The sequence below is a fragment of the Leuconostoc mesenteroides subsp. mesenteroides genome, assembly GCA_009676745.1.
Lineage (GTDB): Bacteria > Bacillota > Bacilli > Lactobacillales > Lactobacillaceae > Leuconostoc > Leuconostoc koreense.
Window position 1 is genome coordinate 1,211,242 of sequence record CP046062.1, and the last position, 20,327, is coordinate 1,231,568.

Genomic DNA, 20,327 nt, shown 5'->3' on the forward strand with positions numbered 1-20,327 from the left:
ATGTACTTAGCAAAAATATATGTCACATACAAGCCATCAATCCTTGATCCACAAGGAGAAGTGATTAAAGCGGCATTGAACCGTATGGATTATAGTGGAATTGAGCAAGTATCACAAGGTAAATATTTTGAAATCAAGCTGAAAGCAACCGATGTTGATGCTGCTACTTCAGAAGTTGAAAGTTTTACTGATGCGCTGTTAATCAATCAAAATACAGAAACCTACCGCTTTGATTTGTCTTTGGTAGCTGAGGACGAGGTATTATCATGAAAGCTGCCGTGATTAGTTTTCCAGGATCAAATTGTGATTTTGATATGTTATACGCATTGCAAGAATTTGGTGTTGATGCAGAAATTGTTTCTGCAAAACATAATAATTTGAAAGACTATGATGCAATCTTTTTACCTGGTGGTTTCTCATACGGAGATTATTTGCGTACAGGAGCAATCGCTCGTTTCTCGCCAATCATGAGTGCTGTGACGCAAGCGGCTAATGATGGCAAGCTTATTATTGGTATTTGTAATGGATTTCAAATTTTGACGGAAGCCGGTTTGCTACCAGGACAGCTATTAACAAATCAAAAACCAGGATTTATTTGCGACGAGATAGCACTCTCAATTGCAAATCCAAACACTGCTTATACAAATGCTTATGAGGCTGAAGAAATAATTAATATTCCTGTGGCGCATGCAGAAGGAAATTATTATGCTGATGCGGAGACATTGACGAAACTTGAAGAGAATAATCTGATTATTTTCCGATATGTGGATAATCCTAATGGGTCAGCACATGATATAGCAGGGATTATGAATGAAAATGGTAATGTCTTTGGTATGATGCCACACCCAGAGCGCGCAGTTGATGCAGTGACTGGTAATGATGATGGTAAGAACTTTTTCAAAAGTATTTTGAGCGGTATTCTCGCAGGAGCCTAATATAATGACAACAAATGAATTATCACCAGAAGAAGTACGAGATACTAAAATTTATCTAGAATGGGGCCTTACCGACCAAGAATATGATTTGATTGTTAAGGAACTAAAGCGTCTACCTAATTTTACAGAGACAGGTATTTTTTCGGGAATGTGGTCGGAACACGTTTCTTATAAGAAATCAAAGCCAATTTTGCGTAAGTTCTGGTCAACGAACGAACGTGTTTTACAAGGACCAGGTGAAGGTGCGGGTATTTTAGATATTGGTGACAACCAAGCAGTTGTATTTAAGGCAGAAAGCCATAACCATCCGTCGTTTGTTGAACCTTATGAGGGAGCAGCAACGGGTGTTGGTGGTATCTTGCGTGATATTTTTTCAATGGGGGCACAACCCATCGCTGTGCTAGATTCACTACGATTTGGGGAATTAGACAATGCGCATACAAAACATATTGTTGATGGTGTAATTGCAGGTATTGCAGGCTATGGGAATGCAATTGGTATTCCTACAGTAGGTGGTGAAATTGGTTTTGATTCAGTTTATGCAGGAAATCCATTAGTAAATGTCATGGCTGTTGGTTTAATGGATCAAAATGCTATGCAAGTTGGTCAGGCAAAAGGTATTGGAAATTCAATTATTTACGTTGGAGCCAAAACGGGCCGTGATGGTATTAATGGGGCTTCCTTTGCTTCTGCGGAGTTCTCTAGTTCAGAAGCGTCTGATCGTTCGGCTGTTCAAGTTGGCGATCCATTTTTAGAGAAATTAGTGATGGATGCAACCCTTCAAGCAATTCGTGAACATTCTGATATTATTGTTGGTATTCAAGATATGGGTGCTGCTGGCTTACTTTCTTCAAGTTCTGAAATGGCCGCAAAAGCAGGGATGGGCATTAATCTTGATTTGGATATGGTTCCTCAACGTGAAACAGGGATGACACCCTATGAACTCATGCTGTCAGAATCACAAGAGCGTATGGTGCTAGTTGTTAAGAAAGGTGAAGAACAAGCTATTATTGATTTGTTCCAAGAAGCTGATTTGGATGCTGTAATCATTGGCCAAGTTACTGATGATGGTCGTTATCGATTAAACTTTAAAAATGAAGTTGTTGCAGATGTGCCTGTTGATTTCTTAACGCATGCACCAAAGCAAGACTTACCAATGAATGAACCGGCCAGATTAGCGACCTTTACAGATGAACAATTTGAACCAGACATGGGTAACGTTAAAGAAACGATTTTAACATTACTCGCGCAACCAACAATTGCTTCTAAGGCATCATTATTCCGTCATTTTGATTCTCAAGTACGTGCTGATACGGTTATTAAGCCTGGTGGTGATGCAGCGTTGATTCGTATTCGTGACACGCAAAAGGCATTAGCGATGACAACAGATGTCAATGCTCGTTATTTATATCTTAACCCACGTGTGGGGGCCAAAATGGCAGTTGCTGAAGCGGCTAGAAACATTGTATCTACAGGGGCAAAACCAATTGGCATTACAGATGGCTTGAACTTTGGGTCACCTGATAATCCAGAAGTTTACTATGAATTGGATCAAGCGGTTTCCGGTATTAATGACGTAGCTAAACAATTAAATACACCAATTATTTCTGGAAACGTGTCCCTTTATAATGAAACAGATGGGCAAGCAATTTATCCCACACCAATGATTGGCATGGTTGGTTTGCTTGAAGATATTACAAAAGCAACACGAACGGCATTTCAAAAATCAGGCGATAACATTTATCTTGTAGGACGAACGCAAGATAGCTTTAACGGTTCAGAAATTCAAAAAATGCAAACAGGACATATTGACGGACGATTATTTGATTTTAGTGATGCGGATGAGTTAGCAGTGCAACAATTAATTTTACAGGCCACGGATCAACGTTTGCTTAATAGTGCGCATGATTTATCTGAAGGTGGTTTAATTGTTGGTCTTCTTGAAAGCGCCTTCGCTGGAAATCTTAGTTTTGATATCTCGGTAAACTTAGCTGATAAGTATCTATTTTCGGAAACACCAAGTCGTTTTGTAGTCAGTGTGTCTCCTGAAAATAGGACGACATTTGAAGCAATAGCCGGTGATCGAGCAACAAAATTAGGCACGGTTAAAGCAGATGATGCTATTAATATCAAAACGACAACAAACGATATTCAATTGTCACTCGGAGAAACAAAGAAGATCTATCAGGAGAGTATCGCATGGAAGCTAAACGCGGAGTAACAATGATGAACGAACAAAAAAATGAAACATCGCGGCTTAATGTGCGTAGTTTGAATGAAGAATGTGGCATTTTTGGTGTCTGGGGTCGATCTGATGCGGCACAATTAACCTACTATGGACTACATGCATTACAACATCGTGGCCAAGAGGGAGCGGGTATTGTTGCTAACAATAATGGCCATTTGTGGCAAGAACGAGGCCTAGGTCTACTCAGCGATGTTTTTCGTGACACATCTCGTATTGAGGCTCTAGCTGGAGAAAGTGCCATTGGTCATGTACGCTATGCCACAGCTGGATCTAATGGATTAGAAAACATTCAACCTTTGATGGTGAATTTTCATGACATGCAAATCTCATTGGCGCACAATGGGAATTTAACAAATGCACTAACATTACGTGAGAATTTAGAAAAAGAAGGGGCTATATTTCAATCATCTTCTGACTCTGAAATTCTATTACACTTAATTCGTCGGTCTAAAGCTGACAAATTTATTGACAAGCTAAAAGAAGCTTTAAATATTGTGCGTGGTGGATTTGCATTCTTGTTATTGACGCCATATGGTATGTTTGCCGCATTGGATCCACATGCATTTCGACCCTTTGTGATTGGTCAAATGCCTGATGGTCACTATATTGTGACATCTGAAACGGCTGCTATTGAAGTTGTTGGCGCTAAGTTTGTGCGTGATGTACAACCCGGTGAACTAATCGCAATTGACGACAATGGATTAACCATCGATACATATACTGATAAAACCACTTTAAATATTGACTCGATGGAATATATCTATTTTGCTCGCCCTGACTCAATGATTTATGGTGTGAATGTCCACAAGGCACGTAAGCGGATGGGGGCAGCCTTAGCAGCGGAACAACCTGTTCCAGAAGCAGATATTGTTGTTGGTATTCCAAACTCTAGTTTGAGTGCAGCCGCTGGCTTTGCTGAGGCCAGTGGGTTACCCAATGAGATGGGATTAGTCAAAAATCAATATATTGCGCGAACATTTATAGAGCCGACACAGGATAAAAGAGAGCGTGCTGTCCGTATGAAATTAAGTGCTGTTCGAGACGTTGTTCTTGGTAAAAATGTTGTGTTGATTGATGATTCAATTGTCCGTGGTACGACATCGATGTTTATTGTACGTATGTTAAAAGAAGCCGGAGCAAAATCTGTTCATGTTCGAATAGCTAGTCCAATATTTAAGTTTCCGTCATTTTATGGTATTGATATGCAAACAACAGAAGAACTGATGGGCGCAAATCATTCATTGCGTGAAATGACTAAAATGATTGAGGCTGATTCACTTGGATTTTTGTCAGTTGGCGCGCTAGTTAAGGCGATTGATTTGCCGTATGATGGAGAAGGAACTGGGCTAACAACTGCTTACTTTGATGGTCATTATCCAAGTCCAATTTACGACTATAAGCCAAGCCTAGATAAATTTATTCGTGATGGGGAAGTTGATTTTGTTCCTGAACCGACGACTACCTACCACCCTCGTCAAGTGGCTTCATTACGAAACCAGGAACGCTTGTCAGATGGCACAATCCATTTAGATTCACAAACAATTCAAGGGGTGGAAATATGAGTGAGAAAAATGCGTATCAAAAGGCTGGCGTTGACATTCAGGCAGGAGAGCGTGCTGTTGATTTAATGAAAAATGCAGTTGCAGATACTTATAATGACCAAGTTCTTGATGGTATTGGTGGCTTTGGCGCCGCATTTGCTTTAGGAAAAGGATATACCGATCCTGTTCTGGTTTCAGGCGCTGATGGTGTAGGAACAAAGTTGCTGCTAGCTATCGCTGCGGATAAGCATAACACGATAGGGCAAGACTTAGTAGCAATGGTGGCTAATGATATTTTGGCTCAGGGTGCAAAACCAGCTTTCTTGCTTGATTATTTAGCTGTAGACAAAATGAGACCAGAAGTTGTTGCTGAAATTGTCACTGGTATCGCCAAAGCTGCCAAAGCATCAAATATGTCTTTGATTGGTGGTGAAAGTGCCGAATTACCAGGATTGTACGCGGAAAAGCACTATGATTTAGCAGCCTTTGCTGTTGGTGTTGCAGAACGTCAGCAGTTATTGTCATCACAAAATGTTTCTGAAGGGGATATTTTGATTGGATTACCATCTTCTGGTATTCATTCAAATGGTTACTCACTAGTACGTCATGTTTTTGATATTCATTCAGATGATGATTTTAATCAATTATCATCTGAAACAAAAGAAACACTTCTGACACCAACAGCCTTATATGCTAAATCTGTTTGGCCACTTGTGGAAGCTAATCTAGTACAGTCAATGGCACATATTACTGGCGGTGGAATTGTTGAAAACTTGCCTAGGGCGTTACCAGAAAATGTCTCTGCAGAAATAAGTTGGGGTTCATGGCCTATCTTACCAATTTTTAATGAGTTGCAGACTAAGGGAAAACTGTCATTGGAAGATATGTTATTGACTTTTAATAATGGACTTGGAATGATTTTGATTGTAAAACCACAGCATCTAGCAGATGCAATGACATTACTGACGCAACAAAATCAAACAGCTTACGTACTTGGAAAAATAACGTCTGCTCAGAACGAAAGAGTTGTGTTTACAGGTAATCAACCATGGTGAGGAAAATTAGATTAGCAGTTTTTGCCTCTGGAACAGGGACCAACTTTCAAGCACTAAATGATGCCATTTTACAACGAGGTCTTAATGCTGAGATAGTACGCCTGATAGTCGATAAATCAACTGCCGGGGCTTTGAATTTAGCTAAAATATTCGGTATTCCTGCTACAGCGATAAAATATTCAGATTATGAAACAAAGCTTGAAGCGGAACAGGTCATTATTAATCAACTTAAAACAGATCAGGTTGATGGTATTTTGTTGGCTGGCTTTATGCGTATTTTGACGCCAAAGTTAATCGATGCTTATCCAGGGAAGATTATTAATCTCCATCCGGCCATGCTACCTAAATTTCCGGGACGACAGAGTATCTTAGATGCCTTTGAAGCTGGTGTTACAGAGACAGGAGTAACTGTTCATTTTGTGGATAATGGTATTGATACTGGCGAGATAATAGCTCAAGAAGTTGTACAAATTTATGATGATGACACGCTGGATTTACTAGAAACACGTATTCATAATCTTGAACACGTACTGTATCCTAACACACTTGCAAAGTTAATAGATGAAGGAGTATTTTTAAAATGACACGAGCATTACTTAGCGTTTCTGATAAAAGTGGCTTAGTCCCATTTGCCAAAAATTTGGTTGAATTAGGCTATGAATTAGTCTCCACTGGTGGTACACATAGGGTATTGGCAGAAGCTGGGTTAGATGTTATTTCAATTGATGAAGTAACTGACTTTCCAGAAATGTTGGATGGCCGTGTAAAAACGTTGCATCCACGTGTTCATGCGGGCTTACTTGCTCGTCGTGATTTACCAGAACATATGGCTAAATTAACAGAATTTGATATCACACCAATTGATATGGTAGTTGTGAACTTGTATCCTTTCAAATCAACTATTCAAAAAGAGGGTGTTACAGAAGCAGAGGCCATTGAAAACATCGATATTGGCGGTCCATCAATGTTACGTTCTGCTGCAAAAAATTTTGCATCAGTTTTGCCAATTGTAGATCCAAAAGATTATGATGCTGTTGTCAATAAGCTAAAAGCCGGTGAAGTTAATCGTGAATATCGTAAGTTATTAGCCGCAAAAGTATTTCAACATACCGCCAGCTACGATGCTTTGATTGCCAATTATTTGACGGAAACATCGTTTCCTGAAAATCTGACATTACCTTACGAAAAATTTGATGATATGCGTTACGGTGAAAATCCACATCAACCAGCTGCTGCTTATCAGACAGCCTTACCAGAAACCTATTCGGTTTTGAATGCTGATATTTTGCACGGTAAGCAATTGTCGTATAATAATATTCGTGATGCTGATGCGGCACTTAGAATAATTGCTGAATATGAAGAAACGACAGTTGTTACAGTTAAGCACATGAATCCAGCTGGAATAGGGCAGGGACAAACTTTGGAAGCTGCTTGGGATCAAGCTTTTGCTGCTGATGATGTTTCAATTTTTGGTGGTATTGTTGCGCTTAATCGTGAAGTTGACGCAGCAACTGCAGAAAAAATGCATGCTATTTTCCTTGAGATTATTATTGCACCAAGCTTTACACCGGAAGCATATGAAATCTTAGCAGCTAAGAAAAATCTTCGTTTATTAACGTTACCATTTACAACAAATATTCCACAAAAATTAGAAGTCACTTCCGTATTGGGTGGAGTTGTTGTACAAGAACGTGATTTGGTTGGCGAGTCTGAAGATAATTTTACCGTGGTTTCAAAAGCACAGCCTACCAAAGAACAGTTACAGGCAATGATTTTTGCTCAAAAAGTAGTGAAACATGTGAAGTCAAATGCTATTGTTGTCGCTCGTAATGGTCAAACATTGGGTATCGGTGCAGGACAGCCTAATCGTATTGATTCAGTTGTTTACTCAATCCAAAAGGCAGAAAAAAAACCAGGATTTGATGAAGCTGTATTAGCTTCAGATGCATTTTTCCCAATGGATGATTCTGTCCAGTATGCAGCGGAACATGGTATTAAAGCGATTGTTGAACCTGGCGGATCTATCAAAGATAAGGATTCAATTGCCAAGGCTGATGAATTAGGCGTTGTCTTAATCTTCAGTGGTACACGACACTTTAAACATTAAAATTTTGCCTAAAAAAGCGCTATTTAGAGCGCTTTTTTAGTTGAATCACAATATTTTTTTAGGTATACTTATTTATACGAACAAATATTCGCTTAGGAGATCATATGAAATTTATTCATGCAGGTGATGTGCATCTTGGTAATCCTTTTTCTGGTCTGGATAAGCAATTGCCATTTATGCTAAAAAAAACAGTTCAAACAGCAACCATTAAGGCATTTGAGCAATTAATTGATGATGCTATTTCTGCTGAGGTTGATTTTATCTTATTCCCAGGAGATTTATATAATTCAGCTGAGAATAGTCCATTTATTCAAGAAGTAGTGAGCAAACAATTTCAACGACTTTCAGATATGAAGATTGATGTTTTTTTAAGTTTTGGTAATCATGACTTTGAAGCAGATACGAGAAACCATCTGCCCTGGCCAAGCAATATCCACGTTTTTAATCAAGAAGTAGAAACAAAAATAAAAGTACTTCATTCAGGAGAAAAAGTTGCATTGACGGGCTTTAGTTATCAAACGCAACGTCAAACTGAAAAAATTATTGATAGTTTTCCTAGTAAAGGGGATGTTGACTATCAAATCGGCTTGTATCATGGTGCACTTGGTGTTGTTGGTAATCCTTACGCACCTTTTTCTGTAAGTGATATGTTGCAAAAGAACTATGATTACTGGGCCTTGGGACACATTCATATACGTCAGACGCTAAATAAACAGCCCTTTATCGGTTATTCTGGTGTTTTGCAGGGCTTAAATCGTAAAGAAACCGGGGACAAAGGCTATTACTTGGTTCACTCTGAGAATCAACGTTTGATGCCAGAATTTAAACGTGTTGCGCAAATTAATTGGGATAGTGCGACGATTTCATCAATGACAGATGAGGCTGATCTAATTGATCAAATTATCAATCTCAAAAATGACAAAATAACTTTTTGGTCAATCACTATAACTGCTCAAATTGATGCAACCATTATTGAACGAATTAATAGCGGTGTGACATTAGACAAAATTCGTGATCAACTACCAACCAATATGTGGGTCGTTCGTTTAAATGTCGCTAATGCTGGACAGTTATCATTAGTTACTGACAATATTGATCAGCAATACTGGACGGACGCGATGAACAAGGTATTTGAAGCATCTAACATAATCAATTATTTGCCAAATCAAGTTCCTGTATTTATTCGTGAGTATTTCATGAGTGATGATGGTCAGGAAGAGCTTCAAAATGCTATGAAACAATTAATTGCAGAAAGGCGACAAAATAATGAAGATTAAACGCTTAGAAATTAGCGGATTTGGCCGTTGGTCGCAAGAATCTTTTGATTTATCAGATGGTATGCAGGTTATTTTCGGACAAAATGAGTCTGGAAAAACGACCTTAAGAGCATTTATTGTAGGTATCTTATTTGGTTTTCCAACAAAAAAAAATGGTCATAACGTTTACGATCCAAAGGACGGAAGTCAATACGGTGGTAGTTTAATTTTGGAAACAGATGAGGGTGATGTCAAGATAACGCGTTTGAATCGTACGAAAACAACTTTGACGGTTACACGTTTAATAAATCAAACGGAAATTATTGATCCAGAAAAGTGGTTAAAACAAAAATTATCGCCACTTACAAGAGAAGCATTTGACGATATTTTTAATTTTAATCAAGAAGACTTAACCCGAATAGCTCAAATCAAATCAGTAGATTTTCAAAAGCTATTATTAAATATTGGTGCTGTAGGAAGCACAGGTTGGTTAGATGTCATGGATGAATTTGACAAGTCTGCTGATAAATTATTTGCTCCCCGAGCAAATAAAAGACCTTTAAATATTGCTATTAAAGAATATGAAAATGCAACAGAAGAATTACATCGAAAAAGTGCTGAATTAGATGAATTCATGTCGACAGAACAAGTACTAACTGATTTAGAAACTAGACAACATGAGCAAGAAGAAAAATTGCTTACTGTTAGCCAACAACTACAAGAAACACAACAGCTCATACAGCAATATCAATTATTTGAATCAGCTAAAAAAATAGAGATTGAAAACGTACCATCTATTGATGAAAAACAGGTGGTACAAGCACGGCGATTACAAATTGAAGTTGATTCGTTAAGTGAAAGTATTTCACAGCATAATGAAGCGTTAAACAATATTGAAGTGCCTCGTGAAAAGAGTGATGATAGCACCGACCAAATGATTTTGACCAAAGCACAAGTAGCACAACGAGATTTGGCAGTGAATACTGAGAAGCGTGCTGATTTGCTAAAACAAAGGGAACAAATTGAAGCTCAGTTTGAGGGGGATGTTCCAAAAGGGTTAACAGAAACTGAGTTGCAAAATTTATCTGCTTCAAATGTGTATTTGCTGTTGACTGGTGTGTTGATTTTAATCCTATTTGTTAGTGTTTTTATAATGCACTGGTCTGCCCTGTGGATGATTGCTTTATCAGTAATTGCAGCCATAGGCATCTTCTATAAGCAACAAAAGAGAAATCAAATACGCCAAACAATTCAAAAAGCTTATAGTCCGCTTAATGTACAAAACATTAAAAAAATACAGCTTGAGATAGACCAATATGAACAACAAAAAAAGGATATTCAAAGATTAAATGAACAAATTGAAAATCAATATGATAGGCTGATTGAACTGATACAGCCAATTGCATTGAAACTTGATATTCAGATTCTTTCAGATTCGCTAGAATTAACTATTGCACAATTAATCAGTGTGCAACAACAAGAAAGTCTTTCAGAGCAAAGTCAGCGAACTATGCATGTACAACAGCAAAATCAAATCGTTACTGAAATACAACGACAACAGGAAAAATTGTCTGATAAGTTAAACGAACAGAAAATCATTTTTAAGAAATATCATGTTGCAGATTTGCATGAACTGCAACATGCATTAGATCAATATAATAAAAATGAACAATTAAAGCAGCGCTATCAAGATATCATGAACCAAATTGATGAAAGTATGCGCCAAAAATTGTTAAAGTATGATAACGAAACACAATTGCTTGAACGAAAAAAACAGCAACAAAATGACCTAACAATATTGCAAAAACATGCCTTTGAACTACAAAGTGACATTGCACATTACAAAGCGCAGCAAGAGCAAAGAACTAGTAACGATCAGTTCATGATGTCACAACAAGATCTTGCTAACCAAAAGACAGAGCTCATCCAACAATTTGGCGAATATTTAGCAAAAAAAATGAGCGTAAAATGGATAAATCAAGCCTTGCAAGACGCATCTCAAAATCGCTTTCCAAAGATGCAACAGCTAGCAACGGATTACTTTCAAAAACTTACAGACAGTCGATATGTGGATATCCAATTCGACAAAAATACATTGCAGGTCGTGAGAAATGATCGACAAAAGTTTAGCGTAGTAGAATTATCTACCGGAACACAAGAACAATTATATGTGGCTTTCCGTTTAGCATTAAGCCAAGTTATTCGGGATATTATTAACATGCCTATTCTAGTAGATGAAGGCTTTGTTAATTTTGATTTTGGTCGCAAACAAAACGTTATAGCGTTATTAACTGATATTGGACGAAATCAGCAAGTTATTTATTGGACAGCTGATATGCATAACGAACACTTTGACAAAGTGTTAGAATTATAATTAATTAAGCTGGTAAGGGGCCATGAGATGAAAAAATTATTAGCAGAGTATCAAGATACAGAACATATTGATACTTTTGCATTAATCAAAGCAGCAGAGGTACGTTTGACAAAAACTGGGAAAACTTATATCAGTGTACTGTTTTCGGATCGCTCAGGGGATTTACCTGGTAACCTTTGGGATGCTACTGATGAACAAATTAAGACTTTGGTTCCTGGGAAAGTCGTTAGTTTACAGGGTGTTAGGGGATCATATCGTGATCAACCTCAGATACAAATTACCCACATTAGGTTAACTGAAGCTGGGGAACCAGATAGTCCTTCGGATTTTATGACTCATGCGCCAGTGAAAGAAGCTGATATGAGCGAAGAACTGAGTGACTTTATCTTATCCATTGCTAATCCGACCTGGAATAGATTAGTTAGAAAGCTATTTACACAATATAATGATTTATTTTTAAAATATCCTGCTGCAAAAATGAATCATCATGCATTTGGAGGAGGACTGAGTTTTCACTCGTTGTCGATTGCTAAACTAGCAAAGAATATTGTTTTACAATACCCGCAACTTAATCAGGATTTGCTGATTTCTGGTGCCTTGTTGCACGACCTGGGAAAAGTGATCGAACTTTCTGGACCAATTGCTACACAGTATACATTGGCGGGAAACTTAATTGGTCATATTACATTAATTGATGAGCAAATCGTTTTGGCAGCAAATGAGTTGCATTTTGATTTGCAAAGTGAAGAAATGATTGTTTTACGTCATGTGGTGCTAGCACATCATGGTTTACTAGAATTTGGATCTCCTGTTCGTCCGGCATTAATAGAAGCAGAAGTTCTTCATCAACTCGATGAATTGGATGCAGGGATTCAGATGATGACGGGGGCTTTAGAAAAAACAAATTCAGGGTCATTTTCTGATAAAGTATTCGGCTTAGACAATCGGAAGTTTTACAAACCTGAAGAGAATTGGTAACCAAAATGATGATATAAAAATCCAGCATAAGTTTTTTTATTTGTCTATATAGTACTGAATCTAAGTTAAAGTACAGTGTTGAAATACTAATATTATATTTTTGAACGTCTGTCATTTCAGTGATACAATAATCAAATATAAATATTTGTCATTTGACGAGAAAGAAGAAACATATGACTGTTAAAAACCCGTTAATAATTGTATCTTTTGATGCTATGGGTGCTGAAGATGTTGCAGAGCATATTGATTTGATGCCTAATGTTGCTGATTTAATTGCTCGGGGAACCCATGTAAAAAAAGTTGAAGGTATTTATCCAACGCTAACTTATCCTTCACATACAACTATTATGACTGGTGTTTATCCCGCCAAGCATGGCATTATAAATAATACAAAAATCCAGCCGGAATTGGGAGATTCACCAGACTGGTTTTGGTACGCGCGAGACATAAAAACGCCCACTTTATTTGATTTGGCACACGATAAGGGCTTGAAAACAGCTGCCTTTTTATGGCCTGTTTCAGCGAAAGCACCAATTACATGGAATATTGCTGAAATTTTCCCTAATCGGATTTGGACCAACCAATATTTTGTGTCTTTTCATGCTAGTTCACCCTATTTTTTGTTTGACATGAACAGAAAATTCGGTAAATTACGCAAAGGAATTGCTCAGCCTCAGCTAGACCAATTTATCACAAAAGCTGCAGTAGACACCATTAAACATAAAAAGCCAGATATGACAGCTATTCATTTAGTTGATATGGATTCACATCGACACAAATATGGCGTGCATTCTAAGCAAGCTTATGAGGCTTTAAAAAGGCTAGATAGCAATCTGGGTGATATTATTCAAGCAACAAAAGATGCAGGTACTTTTGAACAAACTAATTTTGTTGTTTTGGGTGATCATTTTCAAATTGACGTTGCGAATATGATACATTTAAATAAACTGTTTGCCATTAATAATTGGCTCACTGTGACTGACAAAGGACTAATTGCAAATGATTGGCGAGTATTAGCCAAAACAACTGATGGGTCCACATATATTTACATAAAAGATCTGTCACTAGTAGAGGAAGTTCGCGCTGCTATACAGCAAGTACCAGGTATCGAAATGATTTATACTTCTACAGATATTATCAAATGGCACATTAATCCAGAAGCCACTTTTATTGTTGAAGCGCAAAATGGCTTTTTCTTTACAGATGAAGTTGATCGTCCAGTGGTTGTGGAGGCTACAGACGAGAAGGAGTTAGGTCAAAGTGATCGCTATAAAGCAGTACATGGATTCAGGCCGGACAAAGAAGGCTATCAGACTACACTTGTGATGGCTGGACCAGATATTGCGCATGGCATCGTTGAAGAAGCGAGCTTAGTAGATGAAGCACCTACGATGGCACAATTACTTAATCTGGAATTCGAAAATGTTTTAGACGGCATACCGCTCACCAAAGCGTTTAAATGAAAATATCTTTTTTGGAGATTTACTGTGGATAAGAAAATGGATAAAAGCGAGTTGAAAGTTTCAACGCGCTACAAGACAGTATTAAAAAGTCTGGACAATACATGGCGTATTCTAGATAAAGGTAGGGTGGCTGTACTAAAAGAGGTATTGACGTGGTTAGGGCATCCCGACAAGTCATTAAAAATTATTCATATTGCTGGAACCAATGGTAAAGGGTCAACAGGTACAATGTTGGGATCAATTTTAAAGACCAATGGATATACCTATGGTCATTTTTCAAGTCCTTTTATCATGGATGATCGTGAACAAATCCGTATTAACGGGGAAATGATATCCAAAAGAGATTTTTTAAAATATTATGATCAGCTAGTTGTTCTTTTTAAACATCACGACGTGCCACTTTATTATTTATCTTATTTTGAGTATTTTACGATTATCTCATTGCTGGCATTTGTTGATCAAAAAGTAGATTTGGTTATTTTTGAAACGGGGTTAGGTGGTCTTTGGGATGCTACCAATGCGATTGAAACACCAATGTTAACTGTTTTTACTAAAATTAGTATTGATCATCAAAATTTGTTAGGCCATAATGTCGCCGAAATTGCTCAGAATAAGGCTGCTATTATCAAACCAGGTACATGGGTAATTGATTATCCTGGACAAGATATTGAAGCCAAAAAGGTATTAAGAGCACGAACAGAAAAGGTTGGCGCACGTTGGTTCGAATATAAGCGGGATGAAATAATTATAGCTAATACCTCGCCATCCGGGCTTGATTTGATTATTAATGGCAAGAGTGGTTATTTCTTAAGTATGGCTGGCGCTTTTCAAGTTCATAATTTCAGTATCGTATTAAAAACAAAAGCGGCATTAATTGAAAAAGGATATCAATTTGACGCCGAAAAGACTCGTAATGGTATTGCTAATGTGAAAATGTTGGGGCGAATGAATTATCATGCTGATAAAAACATTTTGTTTGATGCTGCTCATAATGTTGATGGCATGCAAGCATTAGTCTCTGCATTGAATTCCTGGCACTTAAAAATTAAGCCGACTTTGATTTTAGGTGTTCTCAAGGACAAAGATTATCATGAGATGCTGGATGAAATTATACCGTTTGTTCAGCGCGTCATTACTGTCACACCGAATAACAAAACAAGAGCATTATCTGCAGACGAATTGGCAACTGATATTTTATCGAACTATCCAAGTATTGAGGTTGAGATTGCCAATGATGCTTCTGCAGCTATCTCGCTTGCAATGCGTGTTCGTGAATCTTCTCAAGCATTGATTGTTGTTACTGGGTCATTCTACACGTTAAGCGCAATTCACAGGGAAGGTCGTATTTAGTGCTAATTTAAAAATAATGTTGCGTATTAGTAACCTGAATCAATGACCTATTCACTTTTTGGGTTGTTAATATTTTGTGAAAATGTCTTTCTCATGTTAAAATGGGAGAGATATTTTTATGAGTATGAAACTTTATGAGGCAAAATAATGTCAGAATTAAACCAAAACTTTTTCTGGGACGAAGTCGTTGCAAAAGTACAAAGTAATCACGAGAGTAAACAACCTTTTTTTAGTATGGCACCAATGGAAGCCGTAACCGATACAGTTTTTAGACGTGTTGTCGCCAAAGCAGCAGGACCAGACGTTTATTATACTGAGTTTACTAATGCTAGTTCAATGGTTCATCCTAAAGCCAAGTTTTCTGTTCAGGGGCGATTAGCAGTTGCTGAAGGTGAACAACAGCCAGTTGCACAGATATGGGGATCAAGACCGAATGAAATAGCTGGGTCAATAGAAGTTTTAGCAGACATGGGTTATCAGGCTGTTGATATTAATATGGGTTGCCCAGATGGCACAGTGATAAAAAATAGTTCTGGCTCTGATTTGATTAGGCACCCTGAGTTAGCTGAAAAAATTATTGTTGCCGCACAAAGCGGTAGTTTACCGGTCTCAGTAAAAACAAGGCTGGGATTTTATAAACCAGAAGAGTTTAGAGAGTGGCTAACAATTATTTTGCGACATCAGGTAGCCGTTTTGACAGTTCATCTGCGCTCTCGTAAAGAGATGTCTAAAGCGCCAGCTCATTATGAATATATTGATGAAATATTGGCAATGCGTGACGAAATAGCGCCCAATACATTAATACAAATTAATGGTGATATTAAAACTAGAGCACAGGGAATAGCATTAGTTCAAGAGCACCCAGGTATTGATGGTATTATGATTGGTCGAGGGATTTTTGAAAATCCGTATGCTTTTGAAAAGCAACCGCGACAACATACATTAGAAGAATCAATTTCGTTGTTGAATCTACAGTTAGACTTATTTGATGAAGTTAGTGAAACCGTAACTACAAAGCATTTTGAGGCTTTGAAAAGATATTTTAAAATTTACCTACGCGGTTTCGCTCATGCATCAGCATTGCGTCAAATGTTAATGGATACACATACAACGGCTGAGGTTCGGGAAATTTTAACCCGAGAATTGACCAATGTTTATGCTGCAGTTGCTGATGATAAGCATATCTACCGTGATAATGCTGCTGCTAGTGCTGATATGGCATTGTCAGCAAATAACCACAAATAAGAAAGTAATTAAAAGTTTGTGCGACTATTGCACAGCTTTTTTAGTATAATGAAATTATGAAATTAACAACTGAAACAATTCAAAATTTATTAGTGGCTCATAATCTATTGTTGAATGCACCAGACGTTGATATGACGTTTGATTTTTTACACTATGATACGCGAGAAGTGCAAAAAAATACGTTATTTGTTATTAAGGGTGCCTTTAAAAGAACTTACTTGGATAATGTACATGGTATTACGGGATTAATTACAGAAACAAAAATTGATGTTGATTTACCGCAATGGCAAGTAACGAACGTTCAGAAGGCGTTATCGTTGCTATCAATGGCTTTTTTTGACTATCCACAGAAGCAGCTATGGATAGGTGCTTTTACGGGTACTAAAGGTAAAACGACTGCTGCTTATTTTGCCTATACAATGTTGAAAGAGGCAACAAACAATCATACAGCTTTATTTTCCACAGTTGATCGCATTACCGGCCCGCAAGTATCCGATAAGAAAAAGTCCGATTTAACGACGCCTGAGTCGTATGAATTGTTTAAGGATATGCGTCAAGTTGTCGATAATGGTATGACTCATCTTGTGATGGAAGTGAGTTCACAAGCCTACCTTAAAAATCGTGTTTATGGACTTCGCTATGATGTAGGCGTCTTTTTGAATATATCCCCGGACCATATTGGCCCTAATGAGCACCCAACATTTGAAGATTATTTGGCACACAAATTGATGTTACTAGATCACTCAGATGAAGTAATTGTTAACGCTGAAACTGACCATTTTGATCAGATTTATACCTATGCTAAAAAAACGCATCATAAGGTTTATACATACAGCCATCAAATGTTTACTTCTGAAGAAAGTGCCATTCATGAAAGTAAGTTCACGGTTGTTAAGAGTGAATTCAACGAGATGCTCGGTTCGTATCGTCTAAATGTTCCAGGGGACTTCAATGAATCAAACGCAATGGCAGCAATGATGTTAGTTGCTTTTGCCGGTGTTAAACACCAATCGATGATGAAAGGCTTGGACGAAGTGTTTATTCCTGGTCGAATGCTTAGTTTGCCGATTAAAGGACATGGTGTTGCTTTCGTTGATTATGCGCATAATTTTGTCTCCATGCGAGCCTTACTTAGCTTTGCACAAGCCCAATATCCAAATGGCAGAGTGCTTGTTGTAGTTGGTTCTCCAGGTAATAAGGGTGTTTCGAGACGTGCTGATTTTGGACACGTAGTGAGTGATTTGGCTGATGTAGTTTATTTAACCGCTGATGATCCACAATTTGAAAGTCCATTAGATATTGCACATGAGATTGCAGCGCACATCAATAATGATAAATTAGAAGTGCATTATGAAATGGATCGTATTGCCGCCATCCATCAAGCGATTTCTGCTGCACATGAAAACGATATTGTGATTGTTGCTGGTAAAGGTGAAGATCCCTATCAAAAAATAGACGGTGTTGATGTGCCTTATATTGGTGATTTCGCCGTTGTAAAAAAATTTAAAGACCAGATAAAGAACCTATAAAGGTTCTTTTTTGCGCTGTAAACGCTAAAATTGCTCATTTTTTTGGAAACTAGTGGTACAATTAAATTGTAAGGTGTAAGCGGTTACAAAAAAGGAGCTGATGATATGCAATTTATTAATTACTTTAATCAAGATGCCTATACTAATATCGCTATGGATGCTTGGTTATTAAAAAATTTAAAACCAGAGAAACCAATTTTTGCATTATGGCAGAATAAAAAAGCGGTCATTGTTGGTGAAAATCAAAACACCTTTTCAGAGGTAAATCAGGCGTATATAGCGTCAGAGAATGTTCAAGTTGTTCGTCGTGTTTCAGGGGGAGGCGCAGTTTATCATGATTTGGGCAATATTTGTTTTACATTTTTTGTTCCAGTTGCGACTAGCGCCAATGTGGATTTTCATCGGTTTGTTAAACCAATGGCAGATGCTTTAGAGTCACTTGGCATACATGTTGATATCTCCGGACGGAATGATTTAGAGATTGAGGGAAAAAAGGTTTCCGGAAATGCCCAGAGATATGCGGGCGGCTATCTAATGCACCATGGCACATTACTCTGGGACACTGATGTGGATGCTATGGTACGTTCTCTTAACGTGGCTGACGAAAAATTCATATCTAAAGCGGCTAAATCAGTTCGTGCTCGTGTTGGCAACATCAAAGATTATGCACCTGAAGGGTTAACTATTAGTACATTTATTGATCAGTTGAAATATTATTTAACAGACCAGGGTAAAGACACTGAATATGTGTTGAATGAAGAACAAAAAGCCGCTATCAAAAAGATGCGCGATGAAAAGTTTTCACAGTGGTCATGGAATTACGGAAAAAGCCCACAGTTTATGTATAATAATCATGCTAAATATAGTGGTGGGGCAATTGATGTACAAATTGATGTTAACAATGGTGATATTACAGATATAAACTTTACAGGAGACTTTCTAGGGGTTAGAGATTGGCGTGAAATAAAATCAGCATTCATTGGTATACCATTTACTCATGATGCAATTGCCGAAGTACTTGATAGAAATAAAGATGGGCAATACTTTGGAAGTATCACCAACGATGAGCTTTTAGAAACATTCTTTCAGAAAGATGAGGTAAAAATAAATGGCTGACATAACAGCAACAAATAAGCAAATACTTGACTTTAATTATCAGCTAACTGCGCAAGCCGACAGTTTTCCAACATTAAGTGTATTAGATAATACTGGAAAAATTGTTGATAATGAAGCGTTTGAGCGTGCTGAGTTGTCTAATGATGACCTAATCAATATTCTAAAACGCATGATTTTAAGTCGACAATTAGATATTCGTTCAACAAAGTTAGCTAAGCAAGGAAGATTTGGATTTTTTGCACCAACAGCTGGTCAAGAAGCATCGCAGATGGCTTCCTCTTATGCTTTTACTGATGATGATTGGCTAATGCCGGGTTATCGTGACATCCCGCAAATTGTTATGAAGGGATGGCCGATTTGGAAGGCAATTTTGTGGTCCCGTGGGCATGTTTTAGGGAATGTATACACTACCGAAGACGATAAACCTGTAAATTCATGGATGCCACAGATTATCATTGGGGCTCAATATGTGGAGGCAGCTGGTATTGGATTGGGGTTGAAAAAACGTAAGAAAAACGCAGTCGTGTATGCTTATACAGGTGACGGTGGTACATCGCAGGGAGATTTTTATGAGGGTATAAATTTTGCCGGAGCGTATCACGCTAATGCAGTGTTCTTTGTTCAAAATAATGGTTACGCTATTTCTACACCACGCGCTGTGCAAACAGCAGCACCGCATTTAGCTGCAAAAGGTTGGGCGGCTGGATTACCAAGCTTAGTAGTCGATGGAAACGATCCAATCGCTGTCTATTTGGCTTCTAAAGAGGCTCGTTCATGGGCGGTAAATGGTAATGGCCCTGTGCTAATTGAAACGATTACTAATCGTTTGGAGGCTCATTCGACAGCCGGAGATGATCCGCTACGTTACCGAACGAAAGATGATATTGAAGAATGGTGGGAAAAAGAACCACTTATTCGTATGCGTAAGTTATTGCAGGATCAGGGTATTTGGAACGAAAAACAAGAAGATGATTACGTAAAAGAAGTTAATCAACTAATTGATGACCAAATTAAGATTGCAGATAATGTCGACAAACAAAAAATTTCTAACTTTATTAAAAATACACTCGAAGTCCCAAGTCAAGCAATGAAAGAGCAAATAGCTAAGTTTGAAAGCGAGGGAAAGTAAC

The 20,327-nt window shown here is 37.8% G+C and carries 16 protein-coding genes; all 16 read left to right on the forward strand.

The genetic code is table 11. From position 1 onward, the window contains the following. The 16 genes from purS to GJV51_06165 all read left to right on the forward strand — a co-directional run bounded on the left by purS (nucleotide 1) and on the right by GJV51_06165 (nucleotide 20,326). Entirely contained in the window at nucleotides 1-270 is a 270-nt protein-coding gene (gene purS / locus GJV51_06090) for a phosphoribosylformylglycinamidine synthase subunit PurS (protein ID QGM25567.1), read from the forward strand. After that, on the forward strand, nucleotides 267-935 hold the full coding sequence (gene purQ / locus GJV51_06095; protein ID QGM25568.1) for a phosphoribosylformylglycinamidine synthase subunit PurQ: 669 nt from the start codon (nucleotides 267-269) through the stop codon (nucleotides 933-935). The genes purS and purQ overlap by 4 nt, the downstream gene beginning before the upstream one ends. 4 nt (nucleotides 936-939) lie before the next feature. Then, nucleotides 940-3,156 (forward strand): phosphoribosylformylglycinamidine synthase subunit PurL, encoded by a 2,217-nt coding sequence (gene purL / locus GJV51_06100; GenBank protein ID QGM25569.1) that lies wholly within the window; start codon nucleotides 940-942, stop codon nucleotides 3,154-3,156. Continuing rightward, nucleotides 3,135-4,745: an amidophosphoribosyltransferase gene (locus GJV51_06105; GenBank protein ID QGM25570.1), complete on the forward strand. Its 1,611-nt coding sequence runs from the start codon at nucleotides 3,135-3,137 to the stop codon at nucleotides 4,743-4,745. The genes purL and GJV51_06105 overlap by 22 nt, the downstream gene beginning before the upstream one ends. After that, entirely contained in the window at nucleotides 4,742-5,779 is a 1,038-nt protein-coding gene (locus GJV51_06110; protein ID QGM25571.1) for a phosphoribosylformylglycinamidine cyclo-ligase, read from the forward strand. Before GJV51_06105 ends, GJV51_06110 begins: the two co-directional genes overlap by 4 nt. After that, nucleotides 5,773-6,363: a phosphoribosylglycinamide formyltransferase gene (gene purN, locus GJV51_06115; GenBank protein QGM25572.1), complete on the forward strand. Its 591-nt coding sequence runs from the start codon at nucleotides 5,773-5,775 to the stop codon at nucleotides 6,361-6,363. The genes GJV51_06110 and purN overlap by 7 nt, the downstream gene beginning before the upstream one ends. Then, nucleotides 6,360-7,886: a bifunctional phosphoribosylaminoimidazolecarboxamide formyltransferase/IMP cyclohydrolase gene (purH, locus tag GJV51_06120; protein QGM25573.1), complete on the forward strand. Its 1,527-nt coding sequence runs from the start codon at nucleotides 6,360-6,362 to the stop codon at nucleotides 7,884-7,886. Before purN ends, purH begins: the two co-directional genes overlap by 4 nt. Before the next feature lie 104 nt (nucleotides 7,887-7,990). Continuing rightward, nucleotides 7,991-9,163, forward strand: a complete 1,173-nt coding sequence (locus GJV51_06125; GenBank protein ID QGM25574.1) for a DNA repair exonuclease — start codon at nucleotides 7,991-7,993, stop codon at nucleotides 9,161-9,163. Beyond that, a complete protein-coding gene (locus tag GJV51_06130) occupies nucleotides 9,153-11,516 on the forward strand; it encodes an AAA family ATPase (GenBank protein ID QGM25575.1) in 2,364 nt (787 codons plus the stop codon). Before GJV51_06125 ends, GJV51_06130 begins: the two co-directional genes overlap by 11 nt. A 27-nt stretch (nucleotides 11,517-11,543) precedes the next feature. Next, the gene (locus tag GJV51_06135; protein ID QGM25576.1) at nucleotides 11,544-12,494 is read left to right on the forward strand and encodes an HD domain-containing protein; all 951 of its coding nucleotides are present in this window, start codon (nucleotides 11,544-11,546) and stop codon (nucleotides 12,492-12,494) included. A gap of 173 nt (nucleotides 12,495-12,667) precedes the next feature. Further along, the gene (locus GJV51_06140; GenBank protein QGM25577.1) at nucleotides 12,668-13,957 is read left to right on the forward strand and encodes a sulfatase-like hydrolase/transferase; all 1,290 of its coding nucleotides are present in this window, start codon (nucleotides 12,668-12,670) and stop codon (nucleotides 13,955-13,957) included. 24 nt (nucleotides 13,958-13,981) lie between these two features. Continuing rightward, nucleotides 13,982-15,307: a bifunctional folylpolyglutamate synthase/dihydrofolate synthase gene (locus tag GJV51_06145; protein ID QGM25578.1), complete on the forward strand. Its 1,326-nt coding sequence runs from the start codon at nucleotides 13,982-13,984 to the stop codon at nucleotides 15,305-15,307. Between the two features lie 147 nt (nucleotides 15,308-15,454). After that, nucleotides 15,455-16,552: a tRNA-dihydrouridine synthase gene (locus GJV51_06150; protein QGM25579.1), complete on the forward strand. Its 1,098-nt coding sequence runs from the start codon at nucleotides 15,455-15,457 to the stop codon at nucleotides 16,550-16,552. 56 nt (nucleotides 16,553-16,608) lie between these two features. Then, on the forward strand, nucleotides 16,609-18,081 hold the full coding sequence (gene murE / locus GJV51_06155; GenBank protein QGM25580.1) for a UDP-N-acetylmuramyl-tripeptide synthetase: 1,473 nt from the start codon (nucleotides 16,609-16,611) through the stop codon (nucleotides 18,079-18,081). 105 nt (nucleotides 18,082-18,186) lie between these two features. Continuing rightward, nucleotides 18,187-19,197, forward strand: coding sequence for a lipoate--protein ligase (locus GJV51_06160; protein QGM25581.1), 1,011 nt, complete (start codon nucleotides 18,187-18,189; stop codon nucleotides 19,195-19,197). Continuing rightward, nucleotides 19,190-20,326 (forward strand): pyruvate dehydrogenase (acetyl-transferring) E1 component subunit alpha, encoded by a 1,137-nt coding sequence (locus tag GJV51_06165; GenBank protein ID QGM25582.1) that lies wholly within the window; start codon nucleotides 19,190-19,192, stop codon nucleotides 20,324-20,326. The genes GJV51_06160 and GJV51_06165 overlap by 8 nt, the downstream gene beginning before the upstream one ends. Nucleotide 20,327 lies beyond the last annotated feature (1 nt).

What these genes read in the sequence shown, in the direction of transcription:
- purS (QGM25567.1), top strand. Translation starts at nt 1, where the DNA reads ATGTACTTAGCAAAAATATATGTCACATACAAGCCATCAATCCTTGAT.
- purQ (QGM25568.1), top strand. Translation starts at nt 267, where the DNA reads ATGAAAGCTGCCGTGATTAGTTTTCCAGGATCAAATTGTGATTTTGAT.
- purL (QGM25569.1), top strand. Translation starts at nt 940, where the DNA reads ATGACAACAAATGAATTATCACCAGAAGAAGTACGAGATACTAAAATT.
- GJV51_06105 (QGM25570.1), top strand. Translation starts at nt 3,135, where the DNA reads ATGGAAGCTAAACGCGGAGTAACAATGATGAACGAACAAAAAAATGAA.
- GJV51_06110 (QGM25571.1), top strand. Translation starts at nt 4,742, where the DNA reads ATGAGTGAGAAAAATGCGTATCAAAAGGCTGGCGTTGACATTCAGGCA.
- purN (QGM25572.1), top strand. Translation starts at nt 5,773, where the DNA reads ATGGTGAGGAAAATTAGATTAGCAGTTTTTGCCTCTGGAACAGGGACC.
- purH (QGM25573.1), top strand. Translation starts at nt 6,360, where the DNA reads ATGACACGAGCATTACTTAGCGTTTCTGATAAAAGTGGCTTAGTCCCA.
- GJV51_06125 (QGM25574.1), top strand. Translation starts at nt 7,991, where the DNA reads ATGAAATTTATTCATGCAGGTGATGTGCATCTTGGTAATCCTTTTTCT.
- GJV51_06130 (QGM25575.1), top strand. Translation starts at nt 9,153, where the DNA reads ATGAAGATTAAACGCTTAGAAATTAGCGGATTTGGCCGTTGGTCGCAA.
- GJV51_06135 (QGM25576.1), top strand. Translation starts at nt 11,544, where the DNA reads ATGAAAAAATTATTAGCAGAGTATCAAGATACAGAACATATTGATACT.
- GJV51_06140 (QGM25577.1), top strand. Translation starts at nt 12,668, where the DNA reads ATGACTGTTAAAAACCCGTTAATAATTGTATCTTTTGATGCTATGGGT.
- GJV51_06150 (QGM25579.1), top strand. Translation starts at nt 15,455, where the DNA reads ATGTCAGAATTAAACCAAAACTTTTTCTGGGACGAAGTCGTTGCAAAA.
- murE (QGM25580.1), top strand. Translation starts at nt 16,609, where the DNA reads ATGAAATTAACAACTGAAACAATTCAAAATTTATTAGTGGCTCATAAT.
- GJV51_06160 (QGM25581.1), top strand. Translation starts at nt 18,187, where the DNA reads ATGCAATTTATTAATTACTTTAATCAAGATGCCTATACTAATATCGCT.
- GJV51_06165 (QGM25582.1), top strand. Translation starts at nt 19,190, where the DNA reads ATGGCTGACATAACAGCAACAAATAAGCAAATACTTGACTTTAATTAT.